This window comes from Vibrio sp. ED002 (genome assembly GCF_023277445.1).
GTDB classification, from domain to species: Bacteria; Pseudomonadota; Gammaproteobacteria; order Enterobacterales; family Vibrionaceae; genus Vibrio; species Vibrio jasicida.
The window spans coordinates 332,859-356,592 of the sequence record NZ_CP080239.1; the positions used below are offsets into that span (position 1 = coordinate 332,859).

A 23,734-nucleotide genomic window follows, 5' to 3' on the forward strand; every position below is an offset into this window, starting at 1 on the left:
TTATGAACAAACAAGTAAGCCTAATTGGTCTAGACAGCGAACAATCAGCACAACTAGCTCAACAGTTAAATCAACTGCTAGCGCATTACCAAGTGTTGTACATGAACTCTCGCGGTTACCACTGGAACATTAAAGGTGCGCAATTCTTCGAACTGCACGTAAAATTTGAAGAAATCTATACTGATCTACAAACAAAAATCGATGAGCTTGCAGAGCGTATTCTAACTTTGGGTCATACGCCAGCGCATGCATTCAGCAACTACTTGGAAGCAAGTGAAATTAAAGAACATCAAAACGCGACTTCTGGTGAGGAGTGTGTACAAGGTCTGGTTCAAGGCTTTAGCGTTCTACTTCTAAAACAGCGTGAGATTCTACAAAACGCGGGTGAAGCAGATGACGAAGGTACAGCGGCATTGATGGGTGACTACATCCGTGAGCAAGAAAAATTAATGTGGATGCTTAACGCTTACCTACAAGGCTAAGTGGCGCATCACCCAAGTAATCCTTGGGAACGCATGAAACAATCGGGAATAAGTCATAAGGGGCACGTTGGTGCCCCTTTTTTTGTTTGCGTATTTTATATGTGTGCTTTATTTGCGTGGTAAGGATTCGAAACGGCTCAATAAATCACTGAGTTCATTAAGCGCCAATGAGGCTGAATCATTGAAGGTTTCTTGATTACCATGATGCACAAGGCAAGAGGGCATCTGCGCGTTATACGCTGCCTGCAAGTCGTAAAGGTAATCGCCGACATAAAGCACTTCATCAGGCATCAAACGCCACTCTTTCGCCAACACCTGCAAAGACAATGGGTCTGGCTTGGGCGGGAAGCATTCACGAGTGATGACTCGCTCCACAGAGATTTGGTTGTGCTCTAGTTTGCGCTGCGTGGCGATTTGGCAGTTGCGCGTCACGATAGCGGTTTTGATTTCATTTTGATGCAAGTGGGCGAGCAACTCATGGCAGCCAATCATTGGAGCAGACTGCTCAGCATCAGAAATCTCGTAATCAAATATCACGTTATGAGCGTGCTCTCGATGATGAGGGTGCTTAAGTGCGTCGACAAAATCCAATAGATCTTCACTCTGCGGACAACCTAGCTGTTGTCGCAATTCGCCGAAGTTCATATCAGAACTCACCAAGGTGTTGTCTAAATCAAACACCACGGCTTTAATTTTATCGAGCTGTAAAGGGAATGGAATCATAATGACCTCGTACAACTTAACCGAACTATCGTTTTAAAAAACAAAAGGTTATTGTTAAGTTTAGATTCTTCTGCTTAGATTGTACGAAAATAAATCAACGATGTATCACAAAACAAGGACGCGCATGATCATTCCTAAACCATTACAAAAAGGCGACACCATCGGCTTTTTCTCGCCATCCTCTCCAGCCACGGTATTTGCGCCAGCGCGTTTTGAGCGTGCCAAAGCGTATGTGGAATCCCATGGTTACCAGCTAAAAGCAGGTAGCTTAACGGGCAAAACTGACCAATATCGCTCGGGTTCGATTCAAGAGCGAGTAGAAGAATTGAATACGCTGATTCGTGATCCTGAAGTGCGCTGTATTATGTCGACCATTGGCGGTTACAACAGTAACTCATTGCTGCCTTACATTGATTACGAGGCATTGAAGAAAGATCCCAAGATCATTGTTGGCTATTCGGATGTGACGGCTCTTCTCATGGGCATTTATGCACAAACCGGCATCGTTACTTTCTATGGTCCCGCTTTAGTGGCATCTCTGGGTGAATTCCCGCCACTGGTGGACGAGACCTTCGCTTCGTTTGAGTCGATTGTGAATACGTTAGATGGATTGGCGCATCAATACACAATGCCTCAAGGTTGGACAGATGAATGGATAGAGTGGGGCGAGCAAGACCGCGCAAAGCACACGCTAGCGAACCAGTGGCACTTTAAAGGCGAAGGCAAGATCACCGGACGTTTGATTGGTGGCAACCTCAATACCATGACGGGTATTTGGGCAAGTAAGTTTATGCCGAGTATCGAACAAGGCGATATTTTGCTAGTGGAAGATTGTTTGCAGGGCATTGAAACGGTCGAACGCTCTTTTGCGCTGCTCAAGCTTTCTGGCGTGTTTGATAAAGTTGGTGCGATTGTGCTCGGCAAGCATGAAAAGTTCAACGATAAAGGCACAGGACGAGCACCTATAGACGTGTTATTAGAAGTACTTAACGGTCAACCACTGCCAATTTTGTATGACTTTGACAGCTGTCATACCCACCCAATGCTCACCGTTCCATTGGGCTCGACCATGACGCTCGATTTTGACAATGAAACGGTGGCAGTGAGTTTAAAGAGCTAGCTTTGTCTGACTAGCTCTTAAGAGAAAACTATTTCTCCTCAAGACGAAATATTTTGCCGCTGTCGGTAGAAAAGTAGATATAACCATCGGGGCTGATGGTTATATCTCTTACTCGCTCACCAAGATTCTCCATCAATCTCTTTGATTCGGTGAGCTTGCCATTCTCAATAGAGACCACGTTGATGTGCGCCAGTTTCAATGCACCAGCGAGGATTTTTCCGTCCAACTCTGGGTATTTATCGCCACGGTACAAAATCATATTGCTGGGTGCGATAGAAGGGATGTACACCAACTTTGGATCTTCCATTCCCGGTAACGACTTAGCTTCCCCGACGTCCAACGGTCCCCAATATTCTTTACCATGAGAGACTTTTGCCCAGCCGTAGTTTGCGCCTTTCTTGATTAGATTAATTTCATCGCCACCGCGTGGTCCATGTTCAATCGACCACAGCTGTTTTGTTGTTTCGTCGTAAAACATGCCTTGTGGGTTGCGGTGCCCGTAACTCCATATCTCAGGACGAGCTTCGGAAGGTTTGAATGGGTTTTCTTGCGGAACCGAACCATCAAGGTTGAGACGCAGAATACTGCCAGCATGGGTTTGAGTGTCTTGCCCATTATCACGTTCACCACGGTCACCGATTGAGAAGTAAACTTTGTCGTCTACAAATGAAAGTCGACTGCCGTAGTGACGCCCTATGTCGGTGATGGCATCAGCAACAAAGAGATCTTTCCAACCCACAAGCTGATTGTTTTGCAATTGCGCCGTCGCTAACGCCACCGTATTGCCTTTGCTCGTGCGCTTGCTGTAGGTAAAGAAGAGTTGCGGGTTTTGCTTATCGGCATTCGGTGCGAGCGCGACATCCAATAAGCCAGCTTGCCCACTGGTGTTCACATCGGGGACGTTAAACAGCTTTTGAGGTTTGCCTGATGTGATATCCAGCAACGAAACCGTACCGTTCTTTTCATTAACGATAACGCGTTGGTTATCTAAGAACTCGATCCCCCAAGGGATCTGAAATCCATTCGCCACTTCGTTAGCGCGGTATTCGGCAGCGTTGGCAGAAAGGGATAAACAAGCGAGTAGGGCAGCAGCAATCGTTCTCATGGTTCCTTCCAATATGAATCGTATTAATGCTTAAAAGCTAACACTAAAAGAGAACGTTTTGCAGAGCATGGATTGTATAAGAATGTAAAAAACCCCCGATACGAGATCGGGGATTGAATTAAGGCTAGAGAATTGTTTATGTAGCGAGATTACATCGCTTCTTCGAAGATCTTAGAGATTTCTTCGTGAGTTGCTTGTTTAGGGTTAGTGAAACCACAAGCGTCTTTCAGTGCGTTGTCTGCTAGTGTTGGGATGTCTTCTAGTTTCGCACCAAGCTCTTTAATACCTGCTGGGATACCCACATCTTTCGCTAGAGTAACGATAGCGTCGATTGCTGCCGCTGCACCTGCTTCAGCAGACATGCCTTCTACGTTTACACCCATTGCTTTTGCTACATCACGTAGACGCTCAGGACATACTTGCGCGTTGTAGCGCTGTACGTGAGGTAGAAGAATCGCGTTACAAACACCGTGTGGAAGGTCGTAGAAACCACCTAGCTGGTGTGCCATTGCGTGTACGTAACCCAGAGAAGCGTTGTTGAACGCCATACCCGCCATGAACTGTGCATATGCCATTTGTTCACGAGCTTCTAGATCTTCACCGTTTTTCACTGCTGTGCGTAGGTACGCTTGGATAAGCTCAATCGCTTTGATTGCTACCGCATCAGTGATTGGTGTTGCCGCGATAGATACGTAAGCTTCAATCGCGTGAGTTAGGGCATCCATACCTGTTGCCGCAGTTAGCGAAGCAGGTTTAGCTAGCATTAGCTCTGGATCGTTTACAGAGATAAGCGGTGTTGTGTGCTTATCAACGATAGCCATCTTGATGTGACGCTCTTCGTCAGTGATGATGCAGAAACGCGTCATTTCAGATGCCGTACCCGCAGTCGTGTTGATTGCGATAAGTGGCATCATTGGTTTTGCAGATTGGTCTACGCCTTCGTAATCTGCGATTTTGCCGCCGTTAGAAGCAACAAGAGCGATACCTTTCGCGCAGTCGTGTGGTGAACCACCGCCAAGAGAGATAACGAAGTCACATTCGTTATCAGTAAGAAGTGCTAAGCCGTCGTTAACGTTGCTGATAGTAGGGTTTGGTTGAGTGCCATCGAACACAACAGTTGCCACGTCGCGCTCTGTTAGTAGATCTTGAACCTGCTTTACTACACCGATTTGGTTAAGAATCTTATCCGTAACAATCAAACCTTTTTTAAAGCCTTGAGATTGGATGCTGTCTGCTGCGTCTTTCAGACAACCAGCGCCCATTAGGTTTACGGTAGGGATAAAAAATGCACTTGTCATATTGGATTGCTCCGTCGTTATTTTTAATAATCTTTCTTAATCTGTCATTTACTCTTGCATATCCCGTTCTTGATTTAGATTGATCTAGGACAAGTTTAACCCCTTAGGGGTATCTTGAGGGCTGAAAGTGTGATGACAGTCTTGTTGCACAGTGAGATGGTGCAACACCTACTTAACGTAGCTGAAATATCTCATTTATTACGCAAACGATTGGCAAAAATAACAAGATTCGTACGGCTTATCTCTCAATTAGACTAAAGTATAAAAAATCCCTATTAATATGTAGTCTATCAATGGGGTTCGTATGGTGTGTTTTAAGCAAACGTTTTCGATTTAGGCGATTTTAACTAGCTTATCTACTAGTTTTTCAATGCCTGACGCAGCTTGGGAGATATTCTCCGCTAACATATAAGCTGGTGTTGAAAGCACGTTGTGTTTTTCATCGAAATGGATTTCATCCACCTGACAATTGACGTGCTCACCCCCCATATGACCGAATGCTGCAGCAGTGGCTTCATCGTTACCAATAGTGCCTTTTACACCTTGATCGTAAATCATAGGGATAATGGTTGGTGCGATGCATAAATAACCTGCAGGTTTACCCGCCTGAGCGAATGCACGACACGCTTGGGCAACGTGAGTATTAATCGAACACTCCGCACCCGAAACGGCGAAGTCGGTTAAGTTTTTCGCGGCACCAAATCCACCTGGAAGCAGTAGGGCATCGTATTCATCAACGTTAAGTTTGGCGACATCGTCAATGTTCCCGCGAGCGATACGAGCTGATTCGATCAAGACGTTGCGTGTTTCATCCATTTCGTCACCGGTTAGGTGATTGATGACGTGGAGTTGGTCAATGTTAGGTGCAAAGCAGTGCCAAGTTGCACCTGCCTTCTCGATGGCGTAGAGCGCCAATACGGCTTCGTGGATCTCAGAACCGTCGTAAACGCCTGAACCACTTAAAATGACTGCGACTTTTTTCATGATTGGATTCCTTTACTCTGAACGTTCCTTAGATTGTTCTTCACTATCTAGACCATGCGTTTCCGAATGTGTTTCAACGTTTTCACTTTCGTCGTCTTCCTCATAGTAGCGCACAACAAACGGTGTCAGCATGACACTCGAAGGCAGAAAATGTTTCATATCGACTCCAACCGCTTAATAGAGTGGTTTTTATACCGATTTTGGAAAAAGAGTACGTTGAAGCGGATCATTTTTGAGTTAAGCTGCAGTTTCCTTTGGCATTCATGAGCAGTAGGTCACATAGATAACATGCAATCCTATCAGTTTCGTTTCACCCTTTATGGTTGTATCGCCATTCTCTCTTGGAGCTGTTTGCTAGGCATCGCAAGATTGGTGACAGAAAGTTTGGGACCCGTGGGTGGATCAGCCATGCTGTATTCTCTGAGCTCCATTTTTCTGTTGATTGTGGTTGGCATCCCAAAACTGTCGTATTTCTCACCCAAGTATTTGGTTCTGGGTGGGGCGATGTTTGTCTGCTACGAGATCTTCCTCGCGCTGGCATTGGGCTACTCCAATTCTCGTTCTCAGGCGATTGAAGTTTCCATCGTCAATTATCTATGGCCGGCACTAACCGTTTTGTTTGCGGTATTGGGCAGTAACAAAAAGCCGAACTGGTTACTGTACCCGGCAGTTATGTTGGCATTCATTGGTGTCGCTTGGACGGTCAGTGGTGATAGCGGTTTATCACCGACGCAGTTATTGGCGAACATCAGTAGCAATCCGATTGTTTACTTTATGGCATTTGCAGGCTCAGTCATCTGGGCTGTGTATTGCAATCTGACTCAAAGACAACAATCGAAGCACAACGCGATTACTTTGTTCTTTATCGCGACAGCCATCTCTTTGTGGATCAAATACGCCTTTACTGATGAGCCGCCAATGGCATTCAGCTGGCAAGCGATGGAGTACTTAGTGGCTTCTGCAGCTTTAATGGCTGGTGGTTACGGGTTGTGGAATATCGCGATTGTTGGCGGCAATATGATGTTTCTCGCAACCTTGTCTTATTTTACGCCGATTTTCTCTGCTCTGTTTTCTTCTATTATTCTGGGTGTCACTCTAAGCCACAGTTTCTGGCAAGGGGTCGTAATGGTAACGGTTGGTTCGTTGATGTGTTGGCTGGTCACTAAAGAGAAGCGCGAAGCTGCTGGATAAGTTTTCTGTAGGAGAGGGCAAGTTCACAAGCCACAGTTCAATGTACCAACCCCTCCTAACCTGCCCTTGTATTTGGCATCTAAGCTCTCAACACTCCGAGTCAAAGGGGAGGGACTCGTCCTACATCTGAGGTTAGTCCATTGTGCACTATTAGCATTCGCAGGGTCAGTAGAGGAGTGGCGATCTTAAGTTAGCAAAGAATAGCCCTCCCCCTTAATCGCCGTATTCAAATGCGAAGCAACTCAAGTCAATAAAAGGGAGAGCTGGTGGGGGCAAGTTCACAAGCCACAGTTCAATGTACCAACCCCTCCTAACCTCCCCTTGTATTTGGCACCTAAGCTCTCAACACCCCGAGTTAAAGGGGAGGGACTAGTTCTACATCCGAGGTTAGTCCATTGTGCACTATTAGCATTCACAGGGTCAGTAGAGGAGTGGCGAGCTTAAGTTAGCAAAGAATAGCTCTCCTCCTTGAACGCCGCATCCAAACACGAAGCAATTTCAGTCAATAAAAGGGAGAGCTGGTGGGGGCAAGTTCACAAGCCACAGTTCAATGTACCAACCCCTCCTAACCTCCCCTTGTATTTGGCATCTACGCTCTCAACACCCCGATTCAAAGGGGAGGGACTGGTTCTACATCTGAGGTTAGTCTAGTGCGCACTATTAGCATTCGCAGGGTCAGTAGAGGAGTGGCGATCTTAAGTTAGCAAAGAATAGCTCTTCTCCTTGAACGCCGCATCCAAACACGAAGCAATTTCAGTCAATAAAAGGGAGAGCTGGTGGGGGCAAGTTCACAAACCACAGTTCAATGCACCAACCCCTCCTAACCTCCCCTTGTATTTGGCATCTAAGCTCTCAACACCCCGAGTCAAAGGGGAGGGACTGGTTCTACATCCGAGGTTAGTCTAGTGCGCACTATTAGCATTCGCAGGATCAGTAGAGGAGTGGCGATCTTAAGTTAGCAAAGAATAGCCCTCCCCCTTAATCGCCGTATTCAAATGCGAAGCAACTCAAGTCGATAAAGGGGGAGTTGGAGGGGGTTGTAAGTGCATCAATCGAAGAAATAAAAAAGCTCCCGAGATTGGGAGCTTTTCTTTTGAGTTCTAATGATTTCTGGTGGTGCTCTAATACGCGACGTTCAATTGTAATTGAAGCTTGAATCTGTGCTTCGATAGTCGCTTAGTAAGCTGCTTACGAGTGTGCTCTAGCGTATCAAGCTCTAGTGTGTCGTCATCCACATGCACGTTCACATTTACTCGTAGCTCTTGACCAACTTTAGTAACGCCAGCCAGTTTCAATTGGTGCTCAGTCACTTTTTCGATGTCTGAAACGTCTTTACCAACGCTCTGACACAACTCTTTGCTTGGTGTCATCATTAACAGTTCGCGTAGGGCACCAACTAGCATATCAAATGGTACTTTAAGGAAATAGAAGCCCATTAATAGCATCATCATTGGGTCTGCATAGACGGCGTAGTGGGCGTATGATGTTAATGATACTAACCAAGCAGCGATAAAACCTGCTGTAACAGCAACACTTAAAAGCGTATCCATTTGCCATTGTTTTTTCTCAGCTTCGATTAAACCTGACGAGAAGCGACGGCTTTTCTTCGCCATAAACCACCAAGCGTAACCACAACCAACTACATTAACGACACCGAAGATAGTTGCAATAGAAGCATCAACCTCTCGGCCGCCTGACATCAGCGCGGTTACCGCTGAGAACAACGAGAAAGCAACCACAATTAGAATAACCGCTGCTTTGATAGCGATAACGATAGGTTCAAGTACAGCCTTGCCGAAAGGAAAAATAGATTTTGATGGCTTGCTGATGTAGTAAGAAGCTGCCAGTGACAATAAAGTTAACAGCAGACTGACCAGAGAATAAACACCGTCAAATACGATGACGATCGACCCAACAAGCAAGCCAAGTACCATCCCACCGACTGCAAACCCAGAAGCTAAAAGGGCTGAGAAGGTTAAGATTCGGTTTTCGTTTTTGCTTGTCCTGTCACACATAAAATATGCCTTTTATTTCTACACCCTTACATTGTTCTCTTCTGGGCGAATTTAAGCAAATTAAAACTGCGTGACATTTAATCGATATGAGATGGTTCTTTGGTGGTTTTCTTATTATTCAGTGACTTATGTTTACTTCTTTCTGTCAATATATTTGACGCTCAGTGAAATATGTTTAGAAGTCGAATAAATACTCGCTTAATTTATCAGCCAGCCAACTCATTGCAGGGTGCTCTGTTTGCCCGTTTGGCACAAACATACAGTAGTCCTCTTGCGTCAAACCATAGGTGTGTTTGATCACTGCAAGTTTCTGATGTCTCAAATAATGTCGGATCAAAGGCTCTGGCAATACACCCCATGCGTCTTCTTCCAAAATGGTGTTTAGCATGTAGTCAAAACTGGAAAAACCAATGTATCGAGTAGAAAAGGGGTGGAGTTCCGGGTTGTCTTTTTCATTCAAGTACACCATCAAAGCTTGCATTTGGTTACGCAGGTCTTCATCGGTTACACGGCGCATTTTACTCAGTTGGTGATCAAAGCCACAGACCGACATCATTCGAATTTTGCCTAATGGATTGTAGACAATATGCGGGTCGTCGACACGTTCGTAGTCCACACCAAATGCAAAGTCGACTTGTTGTGTACTGACTAAATTTGAAAGGTCACCACTGGACGCCAATATTAAGTTGAAGGTGGTTGAGGGGAAGCGATTATTGAGTGTGTGAGATAGCTCTTGCCATAATTCATCAGGAAGGGAGTCATCACGTGCGACCCAAACTTCTGCGTTGAACCCATCAGACACTAGAGCGCAGGTTTTCTTGATACGTTGAGCTGTAACAAGCAGGTTTTCGCAATCTTTATAAATCGCCTTTCCTGCTTCAGAGAGCATGAGTTGATTGCCCGTGCGAAGGAATAACTCAACATCTAAGTCTTTTTCAAGCGCTTTAATCGACATGCTGAGTTTGGTTCGATTGCAGTCTAATTGGCGTGCCGCCTCTGAGACGGAACCACACTCGGCAATGGTACAAAAAGCTTCAACTTGAGCTAAGTTCATGATTAGACGAGACCTAAAGTGAAATGGTAATAACGCGCAGTACGTTGGAATTGACTTTCTAATGGTAAGAAAGATTATCGAAAAAAACACGGATTCGCCAGATAAGTCTATGGTGTTTTAACGTTTTTGCGGTAATCTATGGGGGTTACAAGAAGTGAACATGGAGGCCACGATGGCACAAGATTGGGACGGCTTAGCAAAGAATTGGGAATCAAACCCAGCAACAGAACAATTTGCTCAGTCGGTGTTTGCACAGTTACAACAGCTTACTCAGCTTGATGGCATTAAAGTATTGGATTTTGGATGTGGGACTGGGCAGTTAAGCCAGCTGTTGTCACCATCCGCTAAAGACATTGTGGCATTGGACGCGTCCGAAGCTATGATCGAAGAGCTCGATAAGAAAGAACTTGTAAACGTTGAACCGGTAGTAGATGTGTTAACCCGTGGTTTGGTTGCTCAACATCCAGCGTTTCGTAATCAGTTTGATCTTGTAGTGGCATCTTCTGTGCTTGCATTCATTGATGATTTTGAAACCGCATTAAAGATTTCGCATTCATTACTCAATAAAGGTGGCTATTTTGTTCACTTCGATTGGGTTGCAGATTCAGCGAAAGAGGGCTTCACTCTAGCGAAATCAGAGAATGCACTTATCAAAGCAGGCTTTGCTGAGGTAGAAACGAAGAAGGTCTTCGAAATCACATCAGACGGGCACACAATGTCAGTATTAATGGGCGTAGGTCGCCGTTAATCTCCGATAAAGAACATAAGAAAAGCGAGCAATCTAGCTCGCTTTTTTGTTTCCTTCGATTCGCTAGACAAAAGTGAGTTGTCGAATTTCTTCTAAAACGTCTGGATTCGCAATCGCACCTAAGTTCTCGACTTCCTTGCCATTTATGACTTGTTTGACTGCAAGTTCCACCAACTTCCCTGAGCGTGTTTTAGGAATGTCGCTAATGGCGAAGATTTGGCTTGGCACGTGCCTTGGCGAGCAGGACGTTTTGAGGCGCGACTTAATCTCTGCTACTAACCTGTCATCTAAAGTGACACCCGAAGCGGTCTGCACAAACAGCCAGATTTGCTCATTGCGATCGACCTCTTTACCTACAGCGATAGAATCGACGATACCTTCAATGGCATTTACCTGCTGATAAATCTCAGCTGTGCCGATGCGCACACCGCCAGGATTCAACAATGCATCGCTACGACCGTAAAAAACAAATCCACCTTTGGCGCTGCGTTCGACATCGTCACCGTGATGCCAGATATCATCGAACTTGTCCCAGTAAGCGTTGTGGTAGCGTTCGCCGGTATCATTCCAAAAGCCGACAGGAAAGTTAGGCATAGAGTTGGTGCAGACGAGTTCACCACGTTGTTCACTCACGCTTTGTCCTTGCGAGTCGAACACTTGAACATCAATACCCAAACCAGCGTACTGACATTCACCACGATAAACAGGCGAGATAGGGTTGCCTAATACAAAGCAGCCACAGATGTCTGTTCCGCCTGAAATAGAAGCCAAGTGCAGATCTTGCTTGATGTGTTGATACACGTAATCAAACTGCTCTGGATAAAGCACTGAGCCCGTAGAGCACAAAGTTCTTAAAGCAGGGAGAGAGTCATCTTGGATTATCGACAGTCCGGCTTTTTCTATCGCCTCTAGGTACTTGGCGGCAGTACCAAAGAGACTCACCTCGGCGCGCTGAGCTAAATCCCACAACACATTGGGTGTTGGGTGAACTGGGCTGCCATCGAAAATCACCAAGCATGCGCCACTCGCTAGAGCAGATACGTGCCAGTTCCACATCATCCAACCACAAGTTGTGTAATAAAAGACGCGGTCTTTAGGCTGAATGTCTGAATGAAGCTGGTGCTCTTTAAGGTGATTGAGAATCGTACCGCCAACAGAATGCACGATGCACTTAGGCTTGCCAGTTGTGCCGGAGGAATAAAGCACAAACAGCGGACTATTGAATTCCACTCGAGTGTAATGCAACGGAACAGGGGAATACTGATTAATGACGTTTTGCCAATCGTGAGTACAAACATCGCACTCAAACACATGTGGTTTGAGGTAACCGATCTGGCATACTTGTTTCAGTCCATCAAGATGATCTGCGATGTGATGGTTCTTATCCGACATATCGAAGGTTTTGCCGTTAAAGGTATAACCATCGCAGGTAAAGAGAACCTTTGGCTTCACTTGCCCGAAACGCTCAATAACGCTTTCTACCCCAAAGTCAGGAGAGGTAGACGTCCAAGTCGCGCCTAAGCTGGTGGTAGCAAGCATTGCAATAACGGTCTGTGACATATGTGGTAAATAACCTGCAACCACGTCGCCTTGCTTGATGCCACATTCGACTAACCACTGCTGAACGCTCGAGACCTCGTCACAAAGCTGTTTCCATGTATAGGTCTGCCTGTCACCGCGTTCGTTTTCAAACCAAATCGCTAGCTCATCGGCTTGTTGCTCTGCCAAACTAAGCAGGTTCTCTGCGTAGTTAACTTGAGCTTGAGGGAACCACACGGCATCTCGATTTTGCATTGGTGATTGCCAACGGCTTTCACCTTGCGCTTTAACGGTATCGCCTTGCGTGCCAATTAGGTCGCAAAACTGCCAAACCTCTTTCCAAAAATGCTCGTTATGCGCCAAAGACCATTGGTGCAAATCAGAGTAGTTTTTGAGCTCGAAACCTTGTCGATTAATGTGCTCGATAAACTGCGTGATATTGGCTTGCTCGATTCGATCTTCCGTCGGCTGCCAGACTTTGTTGCTCTCGCGCATAGCTCCCTCTATAACAAAGTTTTAACGTTTTCAGTCTGAGGTGAACCAGAAATAAAGTCAAACTCGTTGGAGAAACTGGCTCCTTATGTATATCAATGTGTTAGCTGTTAATGTAAAGAAAATGTTACACCTAAATTTTGAGTGGAAAATGGTCAGGGGATTGGAAGGACAAAAGAGTGTAGATAGGCTTAATGTAAAGGATTTGTTAACGGAGATGTGCGATGACTCAGTATCATTCAAAACCCGTCGATCAGGATGGAAGGGTGGAATGGAGCCATGAAGAGGATGCCATTTGGCACGACTTGGTCACAAGACAAATGAGCGTGATTCAAGACCGTGCATGTAGCGCTTATCTGCATGGACTCAAGCTACTCGATTTACCACATGACCGCGTGCCACAGCTGCCCGAAATCAATCGTGTTTTGATGGAAACAACGGGCTGGCAAGTGGAGCCAGTACCTGCATTGATCGACTTTGATCGTTTCTTCAATTTGCTTGGAAATAAACGCTTCCCAGTCGCGACATTTTTGAGAACGCGAGAAGAGTTTGATTATCTACAAGAGCCAGATTTCTTCCATGAGATTTTTGGTCATTGTGCCATGCTCACCAACCCTGATTTTGCCGCCTTTACCGAGCACTACGGACAGCTTGGACAAGCCGCGACACCAAAGCAGCGAGGGTACCTTGCGCGTTTATATTGGTTTACAGTCGAGTTCGGTTTGGTTCAAGAGGGTAACAAAACAAAGATCTACGGTGGCGGCATCCTTTCATCTCCGGGAGAAACCATCTATTCATTGGAAAGCGACATCGCGATTAGAGACGAGTTTGACCTGCAAACTGTGCTAAGAACCCCTTATCGAATCGACATCATGCAGCCGAAATACTACGTGATTGAAGATTTGTCCCAGCTTTTCCAAATTAGCCAACTGAATTTATTGAAACAAGCCGATCTAGCGATTGAAGCCGGATTGCTTCCACCACTTTTTGAACCAAAGGAACCTGCTCATGTTGAATGAACAAAAATGCGAAGCTTGTAGTATCGATGCCATTGCACTTAGTAAAGAGGAACAACAGTCTTTGCTGCTGCAGTTATCTGATTGGCAGATCATTGAGAGAGATGAGATTCCTCAACTTGAGAAGGTCTATAAGTTTAAGAACTTCAAACAAGCGTGGGCGTTTAGCAACAAGATTGCCGAGCTTGCAGAAGATGAATTCCATCACCCATCTATCTTGCTGGAGTGGGGCAAAGTGACCATCACGTGGTGGAGCCATTCTATTAAAGGTTTGCATAAGAACGACTTTATCTGTGCTTCGAAGTGCGACGCATTGGCGATTGAAGAATAGAGTTGAGTGATTATGCTCACTCGTTATAAACAAAAACGCCCGGACTGAAGTTCGGGCGCTTTACTTTTAATTTTGTTCTCTTGAAGAGTGGGTATTAAAGCTCAATTTGAAACACAGACGTCGTGCCTGAAACTTCATTGCCTACTGCGATAAAGTGTTGTCCGTTACGAGCAAAGTAGTTGATTGACTCTGGCGCCAAATCACCTGCTTTTGGATTGTAAGTGTCGTTCGCGCATTCGCCATCTTCCACTTCTGTACAAACTGGTTGGCTGTAATCACGACGGTTTACGTAATGCAGGAACTGCGCTTGTTTCGGGTCTGTGATGTCATAAATCATGATGCCGCCTTGACGCTCCAAGCCGATGAACGCGTAATGACGACCGTTGATTTGTGCCACTTCAATTGCCTCTGGCTCTATGCCTTTGTCGTCGCTGCGGTCATCGCCGCTGTCATTGCTATCGTTGGTGCTGTTGAAGTTCTTGCCTTCATTCGTTAATGCGATGGTCGCGAAATCGTCACCACTATCGAAAACCAACTCGCCTTTTTCATCCCAAATAGAGAATGAACGGGCACCATACGCTTGAACATTGTCTTGCGCAGAAAGCGTTTGTTCAGGCTTAATCACTTTTAGACGCGCGAGTTGTTTGTTGTCTTTTAGTGCCTCTGCCAGCGGGTGATCTGCTGCGACTTTCAGCTTCTTACCGCGCACCTCATCAACATGGCTTAAACAGGTGCCTCGCTCTGAAGTATATTCATCTGTACCGAGGAAATCGTCTTCATCCCACTTAAAGCCCGCTTGGTCACACAGAGCTTGTGTTGTTTTGAAGCCATATTCACGACCGTCACCTTCGTTGGCAGAGAGGATGTAAGTTTTGCCATCTACCGAGTAGCTGTCGAGGGTATCTGGCATGTACAAACCAACAAGTTGAGGGTAGCTCTTAAAGTTGCCAATGATTTTGTCTTTGTTTGAAGCATCCAGTTTCGAGTCAGACCAAGATTTCTCGCCCAGACCCACAATCTTCTCTACCGATTTACTTTCAGGGTTCACGATTGCCATTGCATTGTTTTCTTGCAGTGCAACGTAGATTTTGCCGTTGTCTGCAAAAGTGAGGTATTCCGGTTCTAGATCTTGCGCCACTGTGGCATTTGGACCAGAGATTCGAACATCTGCAGGTAACTCAGACTTACGTGCACCATCAAACTCATTGAAACCAATCTGCGTGACTTCTGCTTGGTTGACGCTTTGGCTCAAGTCGATCAATGTGATGCTGCCTTCTGGATCGACACTGTAGTCACCATTTGGCTCACCTTCGTTTGCTGTCGCAATGTATCTGCCATCTTTTGAGAAGCCAACCATGTCTGGCAATGCGCCAGTAGGGAAGGTGGTGATCAGCGACAAATCATCCGAACGGTACAAGCCAACAATGCCATTCGCCTGCTTATTGCTGTTTTCAATCGCTACAGCGACTAAACCATTAAAGACTGCAACGCTGTTTGCCGCGCCAATTTCAACGCCTGCCGCTTTGCCCGCGCTGTTGAGATCGATGAATGCGGTTTGCGTTGGTGCGCCGTTGTCATCCATAGAAAGTACATCGACCCGCTTTGCTTGAGCGTTGACCACGTAAAGCTTGTCAGTACACGCATCATATTGAACGATTTCTGCTGCTGATGTATCGAATGGTGCGTCAGCGATAGACGTTCCCATAAAGGTCAAACCTTGGATGGATGTCTCTCCAGCAACAGGTGCTACTGGTGCTTTACATTGGGCTGCAAACGAAGAGAGAGAATCGTCAGGTTGAGATGAACATGCGATGGCAAGTGAAGATAATGCCAATACGCCTATTGCCTTAAATGGGGTGGTCATGATATTTCCTTATTAAGCAGATACAATGTTGCTCAATGCACCTTAATTAGATATCTATTCATTCACTACAACAGTGAGGAATGGTGCATTGATTGATGTGTTGTTAAATAAGGCTCTGAATATATTTATGATTTATGACTCTTATATTGGCTTTTGATGAAACAAATGTGTCAGTTTTAATCTGAACGTATGTCGAACACTTAAGATGAAAAGACACTAGGAACTAGAAATAATGGAACTTAAAGAATTTTTGGATGCGCTAGCGGCATCACCTGAGACAGTAGAATTTGAAACGACAATGGCAGCCATTGAGGCAAACTACGCGTTTACGCCAGCGGCTTTTGTGAATGGTGAAACGCAGAATAATGCCGGTGAGAATAATGGCTCGTGCAAGATCTTCGCTTTTGGTCAACTGAATAACCTAAGCAAAGAGGCAACGTTGGCGTGTTTTGGTCGCTTCTACCGTGAAGACGTATTGGCACATCCAGAGAACAACGACCATCAAAACATTCGTAACTTTATGGTGACAGGCTGGGATGGCGTGAAGTTTGAATCCCAAGCGTTAGCGCAGAAATAGTTCGCAGAACTCACCTTCATTTCAATGATAGCCAGTCCGTTATGTCCTATATTCGATAGGCTAGGCGACTGGCTTTTTCTCCAAACATTTACGACACAAACAAAGCTGTCCCGCTTCTGGCTTTGGTAAATCTCTGGTCTCAATATCAAAGCACCAGCACGTCTTTTTCCCCGCAGCAATATCGCAGTGCGCGTTCGTGCCACACTCAGGACAAGAGTGGGTTGAATCATTTCCAACCAATTGTTCGATGATCGCGTCTCGTTGAGCATCAGACTTATCTTTCCACTGCACGATTTCTTCCATGGTTCGGTGACAGCCAGAACAGATTCCGCCGTTGTTCTTACAGGCTGCGCGGCAAGGTGACTTCATTATTTTTCTCGTTATGCTTTCCAGTAAGCGGCGTACTTTAACATGAAATTGTGCAGCGGGAAGCTCAATACTTGATTCAACAAAACATCCATTAAGTGAATAAATACTAGCCAAATTTATATGGAATGATAAACTGTATACTCAAAGTTTGAGGAGTTGGTATGTTTAAGTCATTGGTTGAGCGCTTGTTTAAGGCGACGGTTGTTGTAACTCTGGGTTTCATCTTGAGTGGATGTGCAGGTGGTCCTGTCGTCAGTGCGACGAAATTCACCAGTTATGAAGATTTTCGTCCCGGACCAGAGGGTGGCGTTGATCTTGTTTGGGCCAGAGTTGGTTTGCGCGATGCTACTCGATTGAAAGAGAAAATGGATGAATACGATAGCGTGGTGATTGACCGAGTAATGGTTGTGGTTCAAGAATCTGAGCTCGATGATGAAGAAATCAATGAATTGACGACTTACATGGTTGAGCAGTTAAAAGCGCGCATCTCACCGGTCAAAAAGATTGTCGACCAACCCGGTGAAAAAACACTTCGCTTGAGCATTGCAGTCAGTAATGTAGAAACGCCTAACCCTCTTCTTGCGGTTACCTCAAGCATTCTTCCAGTTGGTTTAGGGATCTCGACCATCTCAAAAATTACGACAGGTGAGCATACCAATGTAGGTTCTGCGACGGTGGAGTTACTGGTGAGTGATTCTGAGAGCGATGCGCCTTTGTTCGCCGCGATTGATCGTCAAGCAGGAAATAAAGACTTCTCGACTATGATTGACTCTTTAGACGATGCTAAAGATGCAATTAACTGGTGGGTCGATCGCTTGGGTGTTACTCTTAGCCAAGATTTATCCCAACAGACTCAGTAGTATATGTTAGAAAAAGAAAACCTTATTAAACTCGCTCGAATGCAAATGCCGTTTGGCAAATACGCTGGGCGTGTTCTTATTGATCTTCCAGAAGAATACCTACTCTGGTTCGATAAAAAAGGTTTTCCGGAAGGGGAGCTAGGCGAACTGCTAAAGCTCTGCCTCGCACTTAAAATTGAAGGCTTGGACAGTGTTGTTAAGCCTTTAAAGCGCATGTAACCTGCCACAGAAACTCCCTATTTTTGATTTAAAGAATTACCATGAATTTTGATATTAATGCACTGAAACACCACCAACTGGTCGAAGATGGTCAACTAGAAGGGTGTTACCTTCATCAACCTGCAAAGGGCAGTCAGCAAGATGACAAAGCGGTTTTGGCAGAACGCCAAGCGTTGGAAAAGGTGGGGTACAAGGTGATACAGGTTCAAGCGAAAGGCGGGACCACAACGTTTGCCGAAGCGATGCAGGAGTTTGCAAAGAAGACTGGCCACCAGCCTCAGTAATAAGCGGATTCAACCGATTCAACTACCTACCACTTTTCTCGCAATACCCTCGGCTTCATACAAAAGAGTCAGACTATCAAGCTGACTCTTTTTTGCCCCATTCCTTGCAAGCCATGCTGCTCGCTAGTTAACCGCAGCATTGCCTTTCTCGTGGAATAATTTTCAGTTCATTCGGGTAATAAAGGTTTGGTCATCATCCACAAAAGCGACAAATCCGCCGTGATAGATAAACACTCGCCCGCGTCCCTCGACTAAGCATGCTAGCTGTGGGTTCAAGTCTTCTTCGTTATCTTGGCTTTCAAACGTGCCGGTATCCGTGATTACACCGTTGAGTGCAGGCAAATATCCATAAGTGCGCTTGGCTTGATCAATCAGGCTCAATTCACTGTCGATAGAGAAACAAGAGGGGATCGCATCAGCGTCTTCGATGAATATAGGTTTCAGTTCTTCAAAAGCTGTAATCACCAGCCAGTCGATGCCGTTTACATGATGGATAAACATAGAGTTGCTCGATAGTTTTGATGCGGAGATTCTATCACTATCAAGTACAGAACGTAGTAGAAATTTAGTTGTTCAAGGCGATAATTCTGTGCTACTTCCTGACATTCACCACGTCAACTTGAGACAGGTTTCTGTCTAATATTAAGTGGCCATAACAAGCATACAGAGATCTCTAAAAAAGCCCCGTATAGCCCAAGGCTGTCAAGCGGACTATAAGGGGCAAACAGAGCAACTAGGATCACTGCTCTGCGATGGTGTCTGGAAACGACAATTAGAAATCGCTTCCGAGATAAATTCTAGGAATTTCTTATCTTGTTTTGTCAGCGAAATGTCACGACTGGTTACCATGCAGACAAGCTTATTTTTTATTTTTGAACAATAGCTTAGAAAGCGAGCGGGCATTGTAGGAATGGGCTGAAATGCCTTACGGAGGGTGCAAAAAAGCTCGCGATATAAGCGAGCTTTTTGTCATTTAAAAGCAGGATTAATGCTTGCGCTGCGGGCCGTGACGAACGATGTCTTTTCCGTGTTCGTAAACGTGTTGAGAAACCCAACGTCCAAGAACTAATTGATGCTTTTCGTCCAATACTGCAACAAATGGACGGCCATCAGTGTTGGTTGTTGCTAATGCTACGCCAGCGACGCCTTCAAGACCTAGCGCGCCACTTTCAATTAGATGTAGGAAAGCTTCTAGCTCTTCCAATGTTTCGATAACGTGATTATCAATGTTCATTATCTTCGATCTCTTCGAATTGCAGATACTCAATGGTCGCGTACTCTACCTAACTTACCGTTAGAAACCAAGCTAGGATTTGCTCAGCAGAACATTGCTTTGCAAGTTCAAGATAGGGGCTATCTCCAATTTTACGCCAAATGTAAGTCGCGGTTTTGTGCAGTTCATTGCCGCGATGTAATAATACTTGGCTTTGTGACGCTAAGTTATTGTAAATTCGAGTCTCAACCATTGAGTTTTACTATCAAGAGAAAATAGTCCGATGAAGAAAGTGTTAATGACAGGTTTTGAGCCATTTGGTGGTGAATCCATCAACCCTGCTTTAGAAGCAATAAAGCGACTTGATAGAAAGAAACTCGATGGCGGCGAGGTGATGATTTGCCAAGTGCCCGTCACACGTTATGAATCTATCGATACCGTGGTTAACGCGATTGAGCAATACCAACCAGATATTGTCATCACAGTAGGGCAGGCAGCAGGGCGTGCAGCGATTACTCCAGAACGTGTGGCAATTAATGTAGACGACTTCCGTATCCCTGATAATGGTGGCTATCAACCAATCGATGAGCCAGTAGTTCAAGATGGCCCAGACGCTTACTTCACAACGCTGCCCATCAAGGCGATGACAAACGCTTTACAAAACGCGAGCATTCCATGCCAAGTATCAAATACGGCAGGGACGTTTGTATGTAATCACCTGTTTTATGGTATCCAGCATTACTTGCGTGATAAATCGGTACGTCATGGCTTTGTGCATATTCCTCTTTTGCCAGAGCAAGACGCTTTAGGCAACCAGCCAACCATGTCGTTAGATGTTATTGTTGAAGGGTTAGCGCTCTTGGCTCAAGCCGCGATTGACAACGAATCTGACATTGCAGTCAGCGCAGGCCAAATTTGTTGATACACAAGCCAAATTCAAATCCTTAGATGAACGCCGAGCACCATTAAGCTCGGTGTTTTTGTATCTGTTAAGTCGCTCAAATTTTGTGGGGTATGAAAGGAGTAGCATTGAACTGTGAAATGGATAAGTAACACCGATTCACTTTGATCTCTCGTTCAAATAAGGCGAACTATCATGAAAAGCAATAGAAGTAAGATCATTGCACTTTCCTCTGCGGTTGTTTTCGCTTTGGCTATTGCCGCTTTAAAATTTGAAAACACCCTCGGACTGCTTCCAATCCTTGTAGCGATTGTCGCGTTTTTTACTTGTGTGATTCACACCAGCATGCACCTTTCTGGTGTTAAAAATGCGGATGCATTTGGTTATTACCAACAATCTCAGCAGACAAAAGCGAATGCGTTGCATAAAGGCTTAGACCCTCGCGATAAAAAGCGTTGAAGCAAGTCACATTCTCCGTATACTTTGGCAAAAGCATTTAAGCACAAGCTTGTCGGAGAAGAGCATGTCAAATCGAGTACCAACCAATATACTGACAGGATTTTTGGGTGTCGGTAAAACCACCGCTATCTTGAATTTATTGAAAAACAAACCAGAGAACGAGAACTGGGCTGTGTTAGTCAATGAGTTTGGTGAAATTGGTATCGATGGCGCGATGATGACTGACCAAGGCGCGATGATCAAAGAAGTGCCGGGCGGTTGCATGTGCTGCACGGCTGGCGTGCCTATGTCTGTTGGTATTACGGCTTTGCTGCGCCAGAACCCTGACCGTCTTCTTATTGAGCCGACGGGCTTGGGCCATCCAAAGCAAGTAGTTGCGACGCTAACGTCTGAGCAGTACCAACCGTATGTGGATCTTAAAGCGACGATTGCGCTGGTGGACCCGCGTAACCTAAGTAACGAGAAGTACCTTTCTAACAAAAACTTTGTTGATCAGCTTGATAGCGCAGATGTGGTCATTGGTAGCAAAGTTGACCTGTGTACAAGCCATGATATTGATGTTTTCAATGACTGGGTGACAGACCAAACGCCTTCTAAAGTGTTCAGTAAGCTGATTCACGACGGTGACTTACCGATTGAAGTGCTAGATATCGAACGGGTGCACGGCAGTGCTTCTTCTCATATTGAAGCGCATCATCATGATCATGCTCACCAAGAGCCTCAATTCCAACTACCTCCGGGTGAGGCTTTCATTCGTAAAGAGAACAAAGGGCAGGGTTACTTCAGCTGTGGTTGGTTGTTCGGCGCGGAATACTCATTCAATTTTGATCAACTGTTCTCCATGCTATCTGAGCTAACTGCTGAACGTGTGAAAGCAGTGATGAACACAGACCAAGGTTGCTACGCGTTTAACGTGGCGAATGGCGTGGTTTCAGTCAATGAAATGAGCTTACAGGGCTTCGAATCACGCCTTGAGGTTATTGACTCTCAATTGATGCCTTGGGACCAGTTGGAAGCGCTTCTACTAAAGCTTTGTGACATCTCAGAATAGACACCAACCAAGATGGAACAAGGCCTGAGTGGATACTCGGGCCTTTTTTATTCGCTTTCACTGTTGAGACGATAGAAAATTTTTATCGATACGAACCTATTTATATGTGATTTGTATCACTATAATTGCCGGTTTTATCACTAGGTAAGAAACCGGAGACCACTTGAATTCTACCTTTACTTTTTCTGAGTTGAAGTTCTTTTGCTTACGCTTTATCGCGATTTTCTTTCTGCTCGTTGCGGTATTTGGCGCCATCATTCATTACGATAAGTCTGCGTCTGAAGAGGCAGAAAAGAGCAACATCCGTGTTCAACAAAAAGCACTGTTAGAAGGCAAGAAGCAATACATCGAGTGGGTAATGGGCTCCGTGGTAAGAGAAACTGCTTTGTTATCCGACATTATGGAAGCGAGAAAGGTGTACGACGTGGTGGCGTTGTTGCCTGTGGCCAAGCGCGATGTTGAACTCACAAGGCTGAGTACCATTTTGGAAGCAGTCAGTCAGCGTAAAGAAGTGTATGACCAACTTCGTTATCTCGATTTGGAAGGGAATGAAGTGGTTCGTATTAACTTTAACGATGGACACTCACAGGTCGTACCGACCGAGCAGCTACAAAACAAAAGCCACCGTTACTACTTCAATAAAGCATTGCAGCTAGGTTGCCGAAAGATCTACGTATCGCCTTTAGATTTGAATGTTGAGCATGGTCAGATTGAAGTACCGCTTAAGCCTATGATTCGTCTGGCCACTCCTGTTTTTGATGAAAAAGGGCAAAAGCGTGGCATCGTTGTGGTTAACTATCTCGCGAAATACCTAATGGAAGGCATGGCGTTGTTTAATCTCGATATGGGAACCAACTACATGTTGCTCAACAAAGACGGTTATTTTTTGTTTAACAAACAGCGTCGCGATTCTGAGTTTGCATTTATGTACAACCAACGAAGTGATGAGACCATCTACAGTGCATTTCCAGAGTTGGCCGAAAAAATTCGCAATATGTCTACAGGTCAGATCGAGACGGATAAAGGCATCATGACGATCGAGTCCGTTGGTGCTGTTGATCGCATCAATCCATACTGCTTTCAGGACTACCACGTTAGCGAAAACAGCTCAACGGCATGGAAGTTAGTTTCTTATGTTGATTTTAGCGAAAGGAAGGACATCGTCAGTTCACAATACGAACGAAAATGGTTAATGCAGGTTGGCGTGGTATTGAGCATTATTCTGGCTTACTTTATTGCGCGCTTTCAACTGCGAGCCTTTGCCGATAATCAACGTATCCACTACTTGGCTCACCACGACAGCCTTACTGGTCTCGTTAACCGTGGCGCATTTCAAAATCAAGCGACGAATACGCTGGATCAAAACTTAAAAGCAGGAAAAATGATCTGCTTGATCTACCTCGACCTTGATGGTTTTAAGTTCATTAATGATGAATATGGGCATTCAGCAGGAGATAAAACCTTAATTCATGTTGCATCCGTAATGCATCGTGTATTTGGTAGTAAAGCCTTGCTGGCACGTCTAGGCGGTGATGAGTTTGCTATTTTGTTGAGCTCTCAAGAGCATATGCAAAATCCTGAACACTACGCGGCATCTTTGATTCAGTTGATTCAAGATCCAATTGAAGTGTTACCAGGGACCTTCCATCAAGTGACTACCTCGATTGGCGGTTGTTATACAAAAGGGCAGGATTGCACACTCGACGAGCTAATGCATCAAGCTGATATGGCGATGTATGAAGCGAAGAAGTCAGGTAAGAACCGTTACTACTTTATAAAATAATCCATTCTACAAGTAAGGCGCATACTGCGAAGGAATTCCAATGCGCCTTAACTTTA

At 45.2% G+C, this 23,734-nt stretch carries 27 protein-coding genes; 14 read left to right on the plus strand and 13 right to left on the minus strand.

Going from position 1 to position 23,734, the window contains the following annotated elements; all coding sequences use genetic code 11:
• The first annotated feature begins 2 nt into the window (after positions 1-2).
• Entirely contained in the window at positions 3-482 is a 480-nt protein-coding gene (locus ITG12_RS18265; RefSeq protein ID WP_005388254.1) for a Dps family protein, read from the plus strand.
• Between the two features lie 108 nt (positions 483-590).
• Here ITG12_RS18265 and ITG12_RS18270 read toward each other — a convergent pair whose 3' ends face one another.
• Positions 591-1,205, minus strand: a complete 615-nt coding sequence (locus ITG12_RS18270) for an HAD family hydrolase (RefSeq protein WP_038881916.1) — start codon at positions 1,203-1,205, stop codon at positions 591-593.
• Positions 1,206-1,329: 124 nt separating this feature from the next.
• On the opposite strand from ITG12_RS18270, the gene ITG12_RS18275 reads away from it, so the two are divergent.
• Positions 1,330-2,325, plus strand: a complete 996-nt coding sequence (locus tag ITG12_RS18275) for a S66 peptidase family protein (protein WP_038881915.1) — start codon at positions 1,330-1,332, stop codon at positions 2,323-2,325.
• 28 nt (positions 2,326-2,353) lie between these two features.
• On the opposite strand, the gene ITG12_RS18280 is transcribed toward ITG12_RS18275, so the two are convergent.
• The 4 genes from ITG12_RS18280 to ITG12_RS18295 form a co-directional block, all read right to left on the minus strand.
• A complete protein-coding gene (locus tag ITG12_RS18280) occupies positions 2,354-3,430 on the minus strand; it encodes a PQQ-dependent sugar dehydrogenase (protein WP_038881914.1) in 1,077 nt (358 codons plus the stop codon).
• A 149-nt stretch (positions 3,431-3,579) separates the two neighbouring features.
• Positions 3,580-4,728: an L-threonine dehydrogenase gene (yiaY, locus tag ITG12_RS18285; protein WP_005442614.1), complete on the minus strand. Its 1,149-nt coding sequence runs from the start codon at positions 4,726-4,728 to the stop codon at positions 3,580-3,582.
• Positions 4,729-5,061: 333 nt separating this feature from the next.
• Positions 5,062-5,712 carry an isoprenoid biosynthesis glyoxalase ElbB gene (gene elbB, locus ITG12_RS18290; protein WP_005442612.1) on the minus strand — a complete coding sequence of 217 codons (651 nt, stop codon included), beginning with the start codon at positions 5,710-5,712 and terminating at the stop codon, positions 5,062-5,064.
• Between the two features lie 12 nt (positions 5,713-5,724).
• Positions 5,725-5,871 (minus strand): hypothetical protein, encoded by a 147-nt coding sequence (locus tag ITG12_RS18295; RefSeq protein WP_005453721.1) that lies wholly within the window; start codon positions 5,869-5,871, stop codon positions 5,725-5,727.
• Between the two features lie 129 nt (positions 5,872-6,000).
• On the opposite strand from ITG12_RS18295, the gene yddG reads away from it, so the two are divergent.
• Positions 6,001-6,903, plus strand: a complete 903-nt coding sequence (gene yddG / locus ITG12_RS18300; protein ID WP_248874653.1) for an aromatic amino acid DMT transporter YddG — start codon at positions 6,001-6,003, stop codon at positions 6,901-6,903.
• Positions 6,904-8,024: 1,121 nt separating this feature from the next.
• Here yddG and ITG12_RS18305 read toward each other — a convergent pair.
• The gene (locus ITG12_RS18305) at positions 8,025-8,918 is read right to left on the minus strand and encodes a cation diffusion facilitator family transporter (protein WP_248874655.1); all 894 of its coding nucleotides are present in this window, start codon (positions 8,916-8,918) and stop codon (positions 8,025-8,027) included.
• 175 nt (positions 8,919-9,093) lie between these two features.
• Positions 9,094-9,972, minus strand: a complete 879-nt coding sequence (locus tag ITG12_RS18310; protein ID WP_038869630.1) for a LysR family transcriptional regulator — start codon at positions 9,970-9,972, stop codon at positions 9,094-9,096.
• 172 nt (positions 9,973-10,144) lie between these two features.
• On the opposite strand from ITG12_RS18310, the gene ITG12_RS18315 reads away from it, so the two are divergent.
• Positions 10,145-10,720 carry a methyltransferase domain-containing protein gene (locus ITG12_RS18315; protein WP_042605292.1) on the plus strand — a complete coding sequence of 192 codons (576 nt, stop codon included), beginning with the start codon at positions 10,145-10,147 and terminating at the stop codon, positions 10,718-10,720.
• A gap of 63 nt (positions 10,721-10,783) precedes the next feature.
• On the opposite strand, the gene ITG12_RS18320 is transcribed toward ITG12_RS18315, so the two are convergent.
• A complete protein-coding gene (locus tag ITG12_RS18320) occupies positions 10,784-12,754 on the minus strand; it encodes an acetoacetate--CoA ligase (protein ID WP_248874658.1) in 1,971 nt (656 codons plus the stop codon).
• Positions 12,755-12,975: 221 nt separating this feature from the next.
• Between ITG12_RS18320 and phhA the strand changes: the two genes are divergently transcribed.
• Both phhA and ITG12_RS18330 read left to right on the plus strand, forming a co-directional pair.
• The gene (phhA, locus tag ITG12_RS18325) at positions 12,976-13,770 is read left to right on the plus strand and encodes a phenylalanine 4-monooxygenase (RefSeq protein ID WP_248874660.1); all 795 of its coding nucleotides are present in this window, start codon (positions 12,976-12,978) and stop codon (positions 13,768-13,770) included.
• Positions 13,760-14,098 carry a 4a-hydroxytetrahydrobiopterin dehydratase gene (locus ITG12_RS18330; RefSeq protein WP_005433587.1) on the plus strand — a complete coding sequence of 113 codons (339 nt, stop codon included), beginning with the start codon at positions 13,760-13,762 and terminating at the stop codon, positions 14,096-14,098. The genes phhA and ITG12_RS18330 overlap by 11 nt, the downstream gene beginning before the upstream one ends.
• 94 nt (positions 14,099-14,192) lie before the next feature.
• Here ITG12_RS18330 and ITG12_RS18335 read toward each other — a convergent pair whose 3' ends face one another.
• Complete coding sequence (locus ITG12_RS18335; RefSeq protein WP_248874661.1) at positions 14,193-15,962, minus strand: choice-of-anchor I family protein; 1,770 nt, start codon at positions 15,960-15,962, stop codon at positions 14,193-14,195.
• Between the two features lie 232 nt (positions 15,963-16,194).
• Between ITG12_RS18335 and ITG12_RS18340 the strand changes: the two genes are divergently transcribed.
• On the plus strand, positions 16,195-16,539 hold the full coding sequence (locus ITG12_RS18340) for a HopJ type III effector protein (RefSeq protein ID WP_005442588.1): 345 nt from the start codon (positions 16,195-16,197) through the stop codon (positions 16,537-16,539).
• Positions 16,540-16,599: 60 nt separating this feature from the next.
• On the opposite strand, the gene ITG12_RS18345 is transcribed toward ITG12_RS18340, so the two are convergent.
• Positions 16,600-16,908: a cysteine-rich CWC family protein gene (locus ITG12_RS18345; RefSeq protein ID WP_248874664.1), complete on the minus strand. Its 309-nt coding sequence runs from the start codon at positions 16,906-16,908 to the stop codon at positions 16,600-16,602.
• A gap of 161 nt (positions 16,909-17,069) precedes the next feature.
• Here ITG12_RS18345 and ITG12_RS18350 point away from each other — a divergent pair, with 161 nt between their 5' ends.
• Genes ITG12_RS18350 through ITG12_RS18360 form a run of 3 tightly spaced genes read left to right on the plus strand, consistent with a single transcriptional unit; the run spans position 17,070 to position 18,271 of the window.
• Entirely contained in the window at positions 17,070-17,768 is a 699-nt protein-coding gene (locus ITG12_RS18350; protein ID WP_038869640.1) for a DUF3313 domain-containing protein, read from the plus strand.
• A gap of 3 nt (positions 17,769-17,771) precedes the next feature.
• Complete coding sequence (locus ITG12_RS18355; RefSeq protein WP_005433583.1) at positions 17,772-17,987, plus strand: DUF3820 family protein; 216 nt, start codon at positions 17,772-17,774, stop codon at positions 17,985-17,987.
• Between the two features lie 41 nt (positions 17,988-18,028).
• Complete coding sequence (locus tag ITG12_RS18360) at positions 18,029-18,271, plus strand: hypothetical protein (RefSeq protein WP_038869642.1); 243 nt, start codon at positions 18,029-18,031, stop codon at positions 18,269-18,271.
• 162 nt (positions 18,272-18,433) lie between these two features.
• Here the strand turns inward: ITG12_RS18360 and ITG12_RS18365 are convergent, their stop codons facing one another.
• The 3 genes from ITG12_RS18365 to ITG12_RS18375 all read right to left on the minus strand — a co-directional run bounded on the left by ITG12_RS18365 (position 18,434) and on the right by ITG12_RS18375 (position 19,737).
• Complete coding sequence (locus ITG12_RS18365; protein WP_038869644.1) at positions 18,434-18,772, minus strand: hypothetical protein; 339 nt, start codon at positions 18,770-18,772, stop codon at positions 18,434-18,436.
• Positions 18,773-19,256: 484 nt separating this feature from the next.
• Positions 19,257-19,505, minus strand: a complete 249-nt coding sequence (locus tag ITG12_RS18370) for a hypothetical protein (RefSeq protein ID WP_038869647.1) — start codon at positions 19,503-19,505, stop codon at positions 19,257-19,259.
• Between the two features lie 49 nt (positions 19,506-19,554).
• Positions 19,555-19,737 (minus strand): hypothetical protein, encoded by a 183-nt coding sequence (locus tag ITG12_RS18375; protein ID WP_038869648.1) that lies wholly within the window; start codon positions 19,735-19,737, stop codon positions 19,555-19,557.
• Positions 19,738-19,767: 30 nt separating this feature from the next.
• Between ITG12_RS18375 and pcp the strand changes: the two genes are divergently transcribed.
• The 4 genes from pcp to ITG12_RS18395 all read left to right on the plus strand — a co-directional run bounded on the left by pcp (position 19,768) and on the right by ITG12_RS18395 (position 23,678).
• Positions 19,768-20,406: a pyroglutamyl-peptidase I gene (pcp, locus tag ITG12_RS18380; protein WP_248874666.1), complete on the plus strand. Its 639-nt coding sequence runs from the start codon at positions 19,768-19,770 to the stop codon at positions 20,404-20,406.
• 174 nt (positions 20,407-20,580) lie between these two features.
• Positions 20,581-20,844 (plus strand): hypothetical protein, encoded by a 264-nt coding sequence (locus tag ITG12_RS18385; protein WP_038869651.1) that lies wholly within the window; start codon positions 20,581-20,583, stop codon positions 20,842-20,844.
• 64 nt (positions 20,845-20,908) lie between these two features.
• Complete coding sequence (locus ITG12_RS18390) at positions 20,909-21,895, plus strand: GTP-binding protein (protein ID WP_038882276.1); 987 nt, start codon at positions 20,909-20,911, stop codon at positions 21,893-21,895.
• Positions 21,896-22,058: 163 nt separating this feature from the next.
• Positions 22,059-23,678: a diguanylate cyclase gene (locus tag ITG12_RS18395; protein WP_248874669.1), complete on the plus strand. Its 1,620-nt coding sequence runs from the start codon at positions 22,059-22,061 to the stop codon at positions 23,676-23,678.
• Positions 23,679-23,734: the final 56 nt, after the last annotated feature.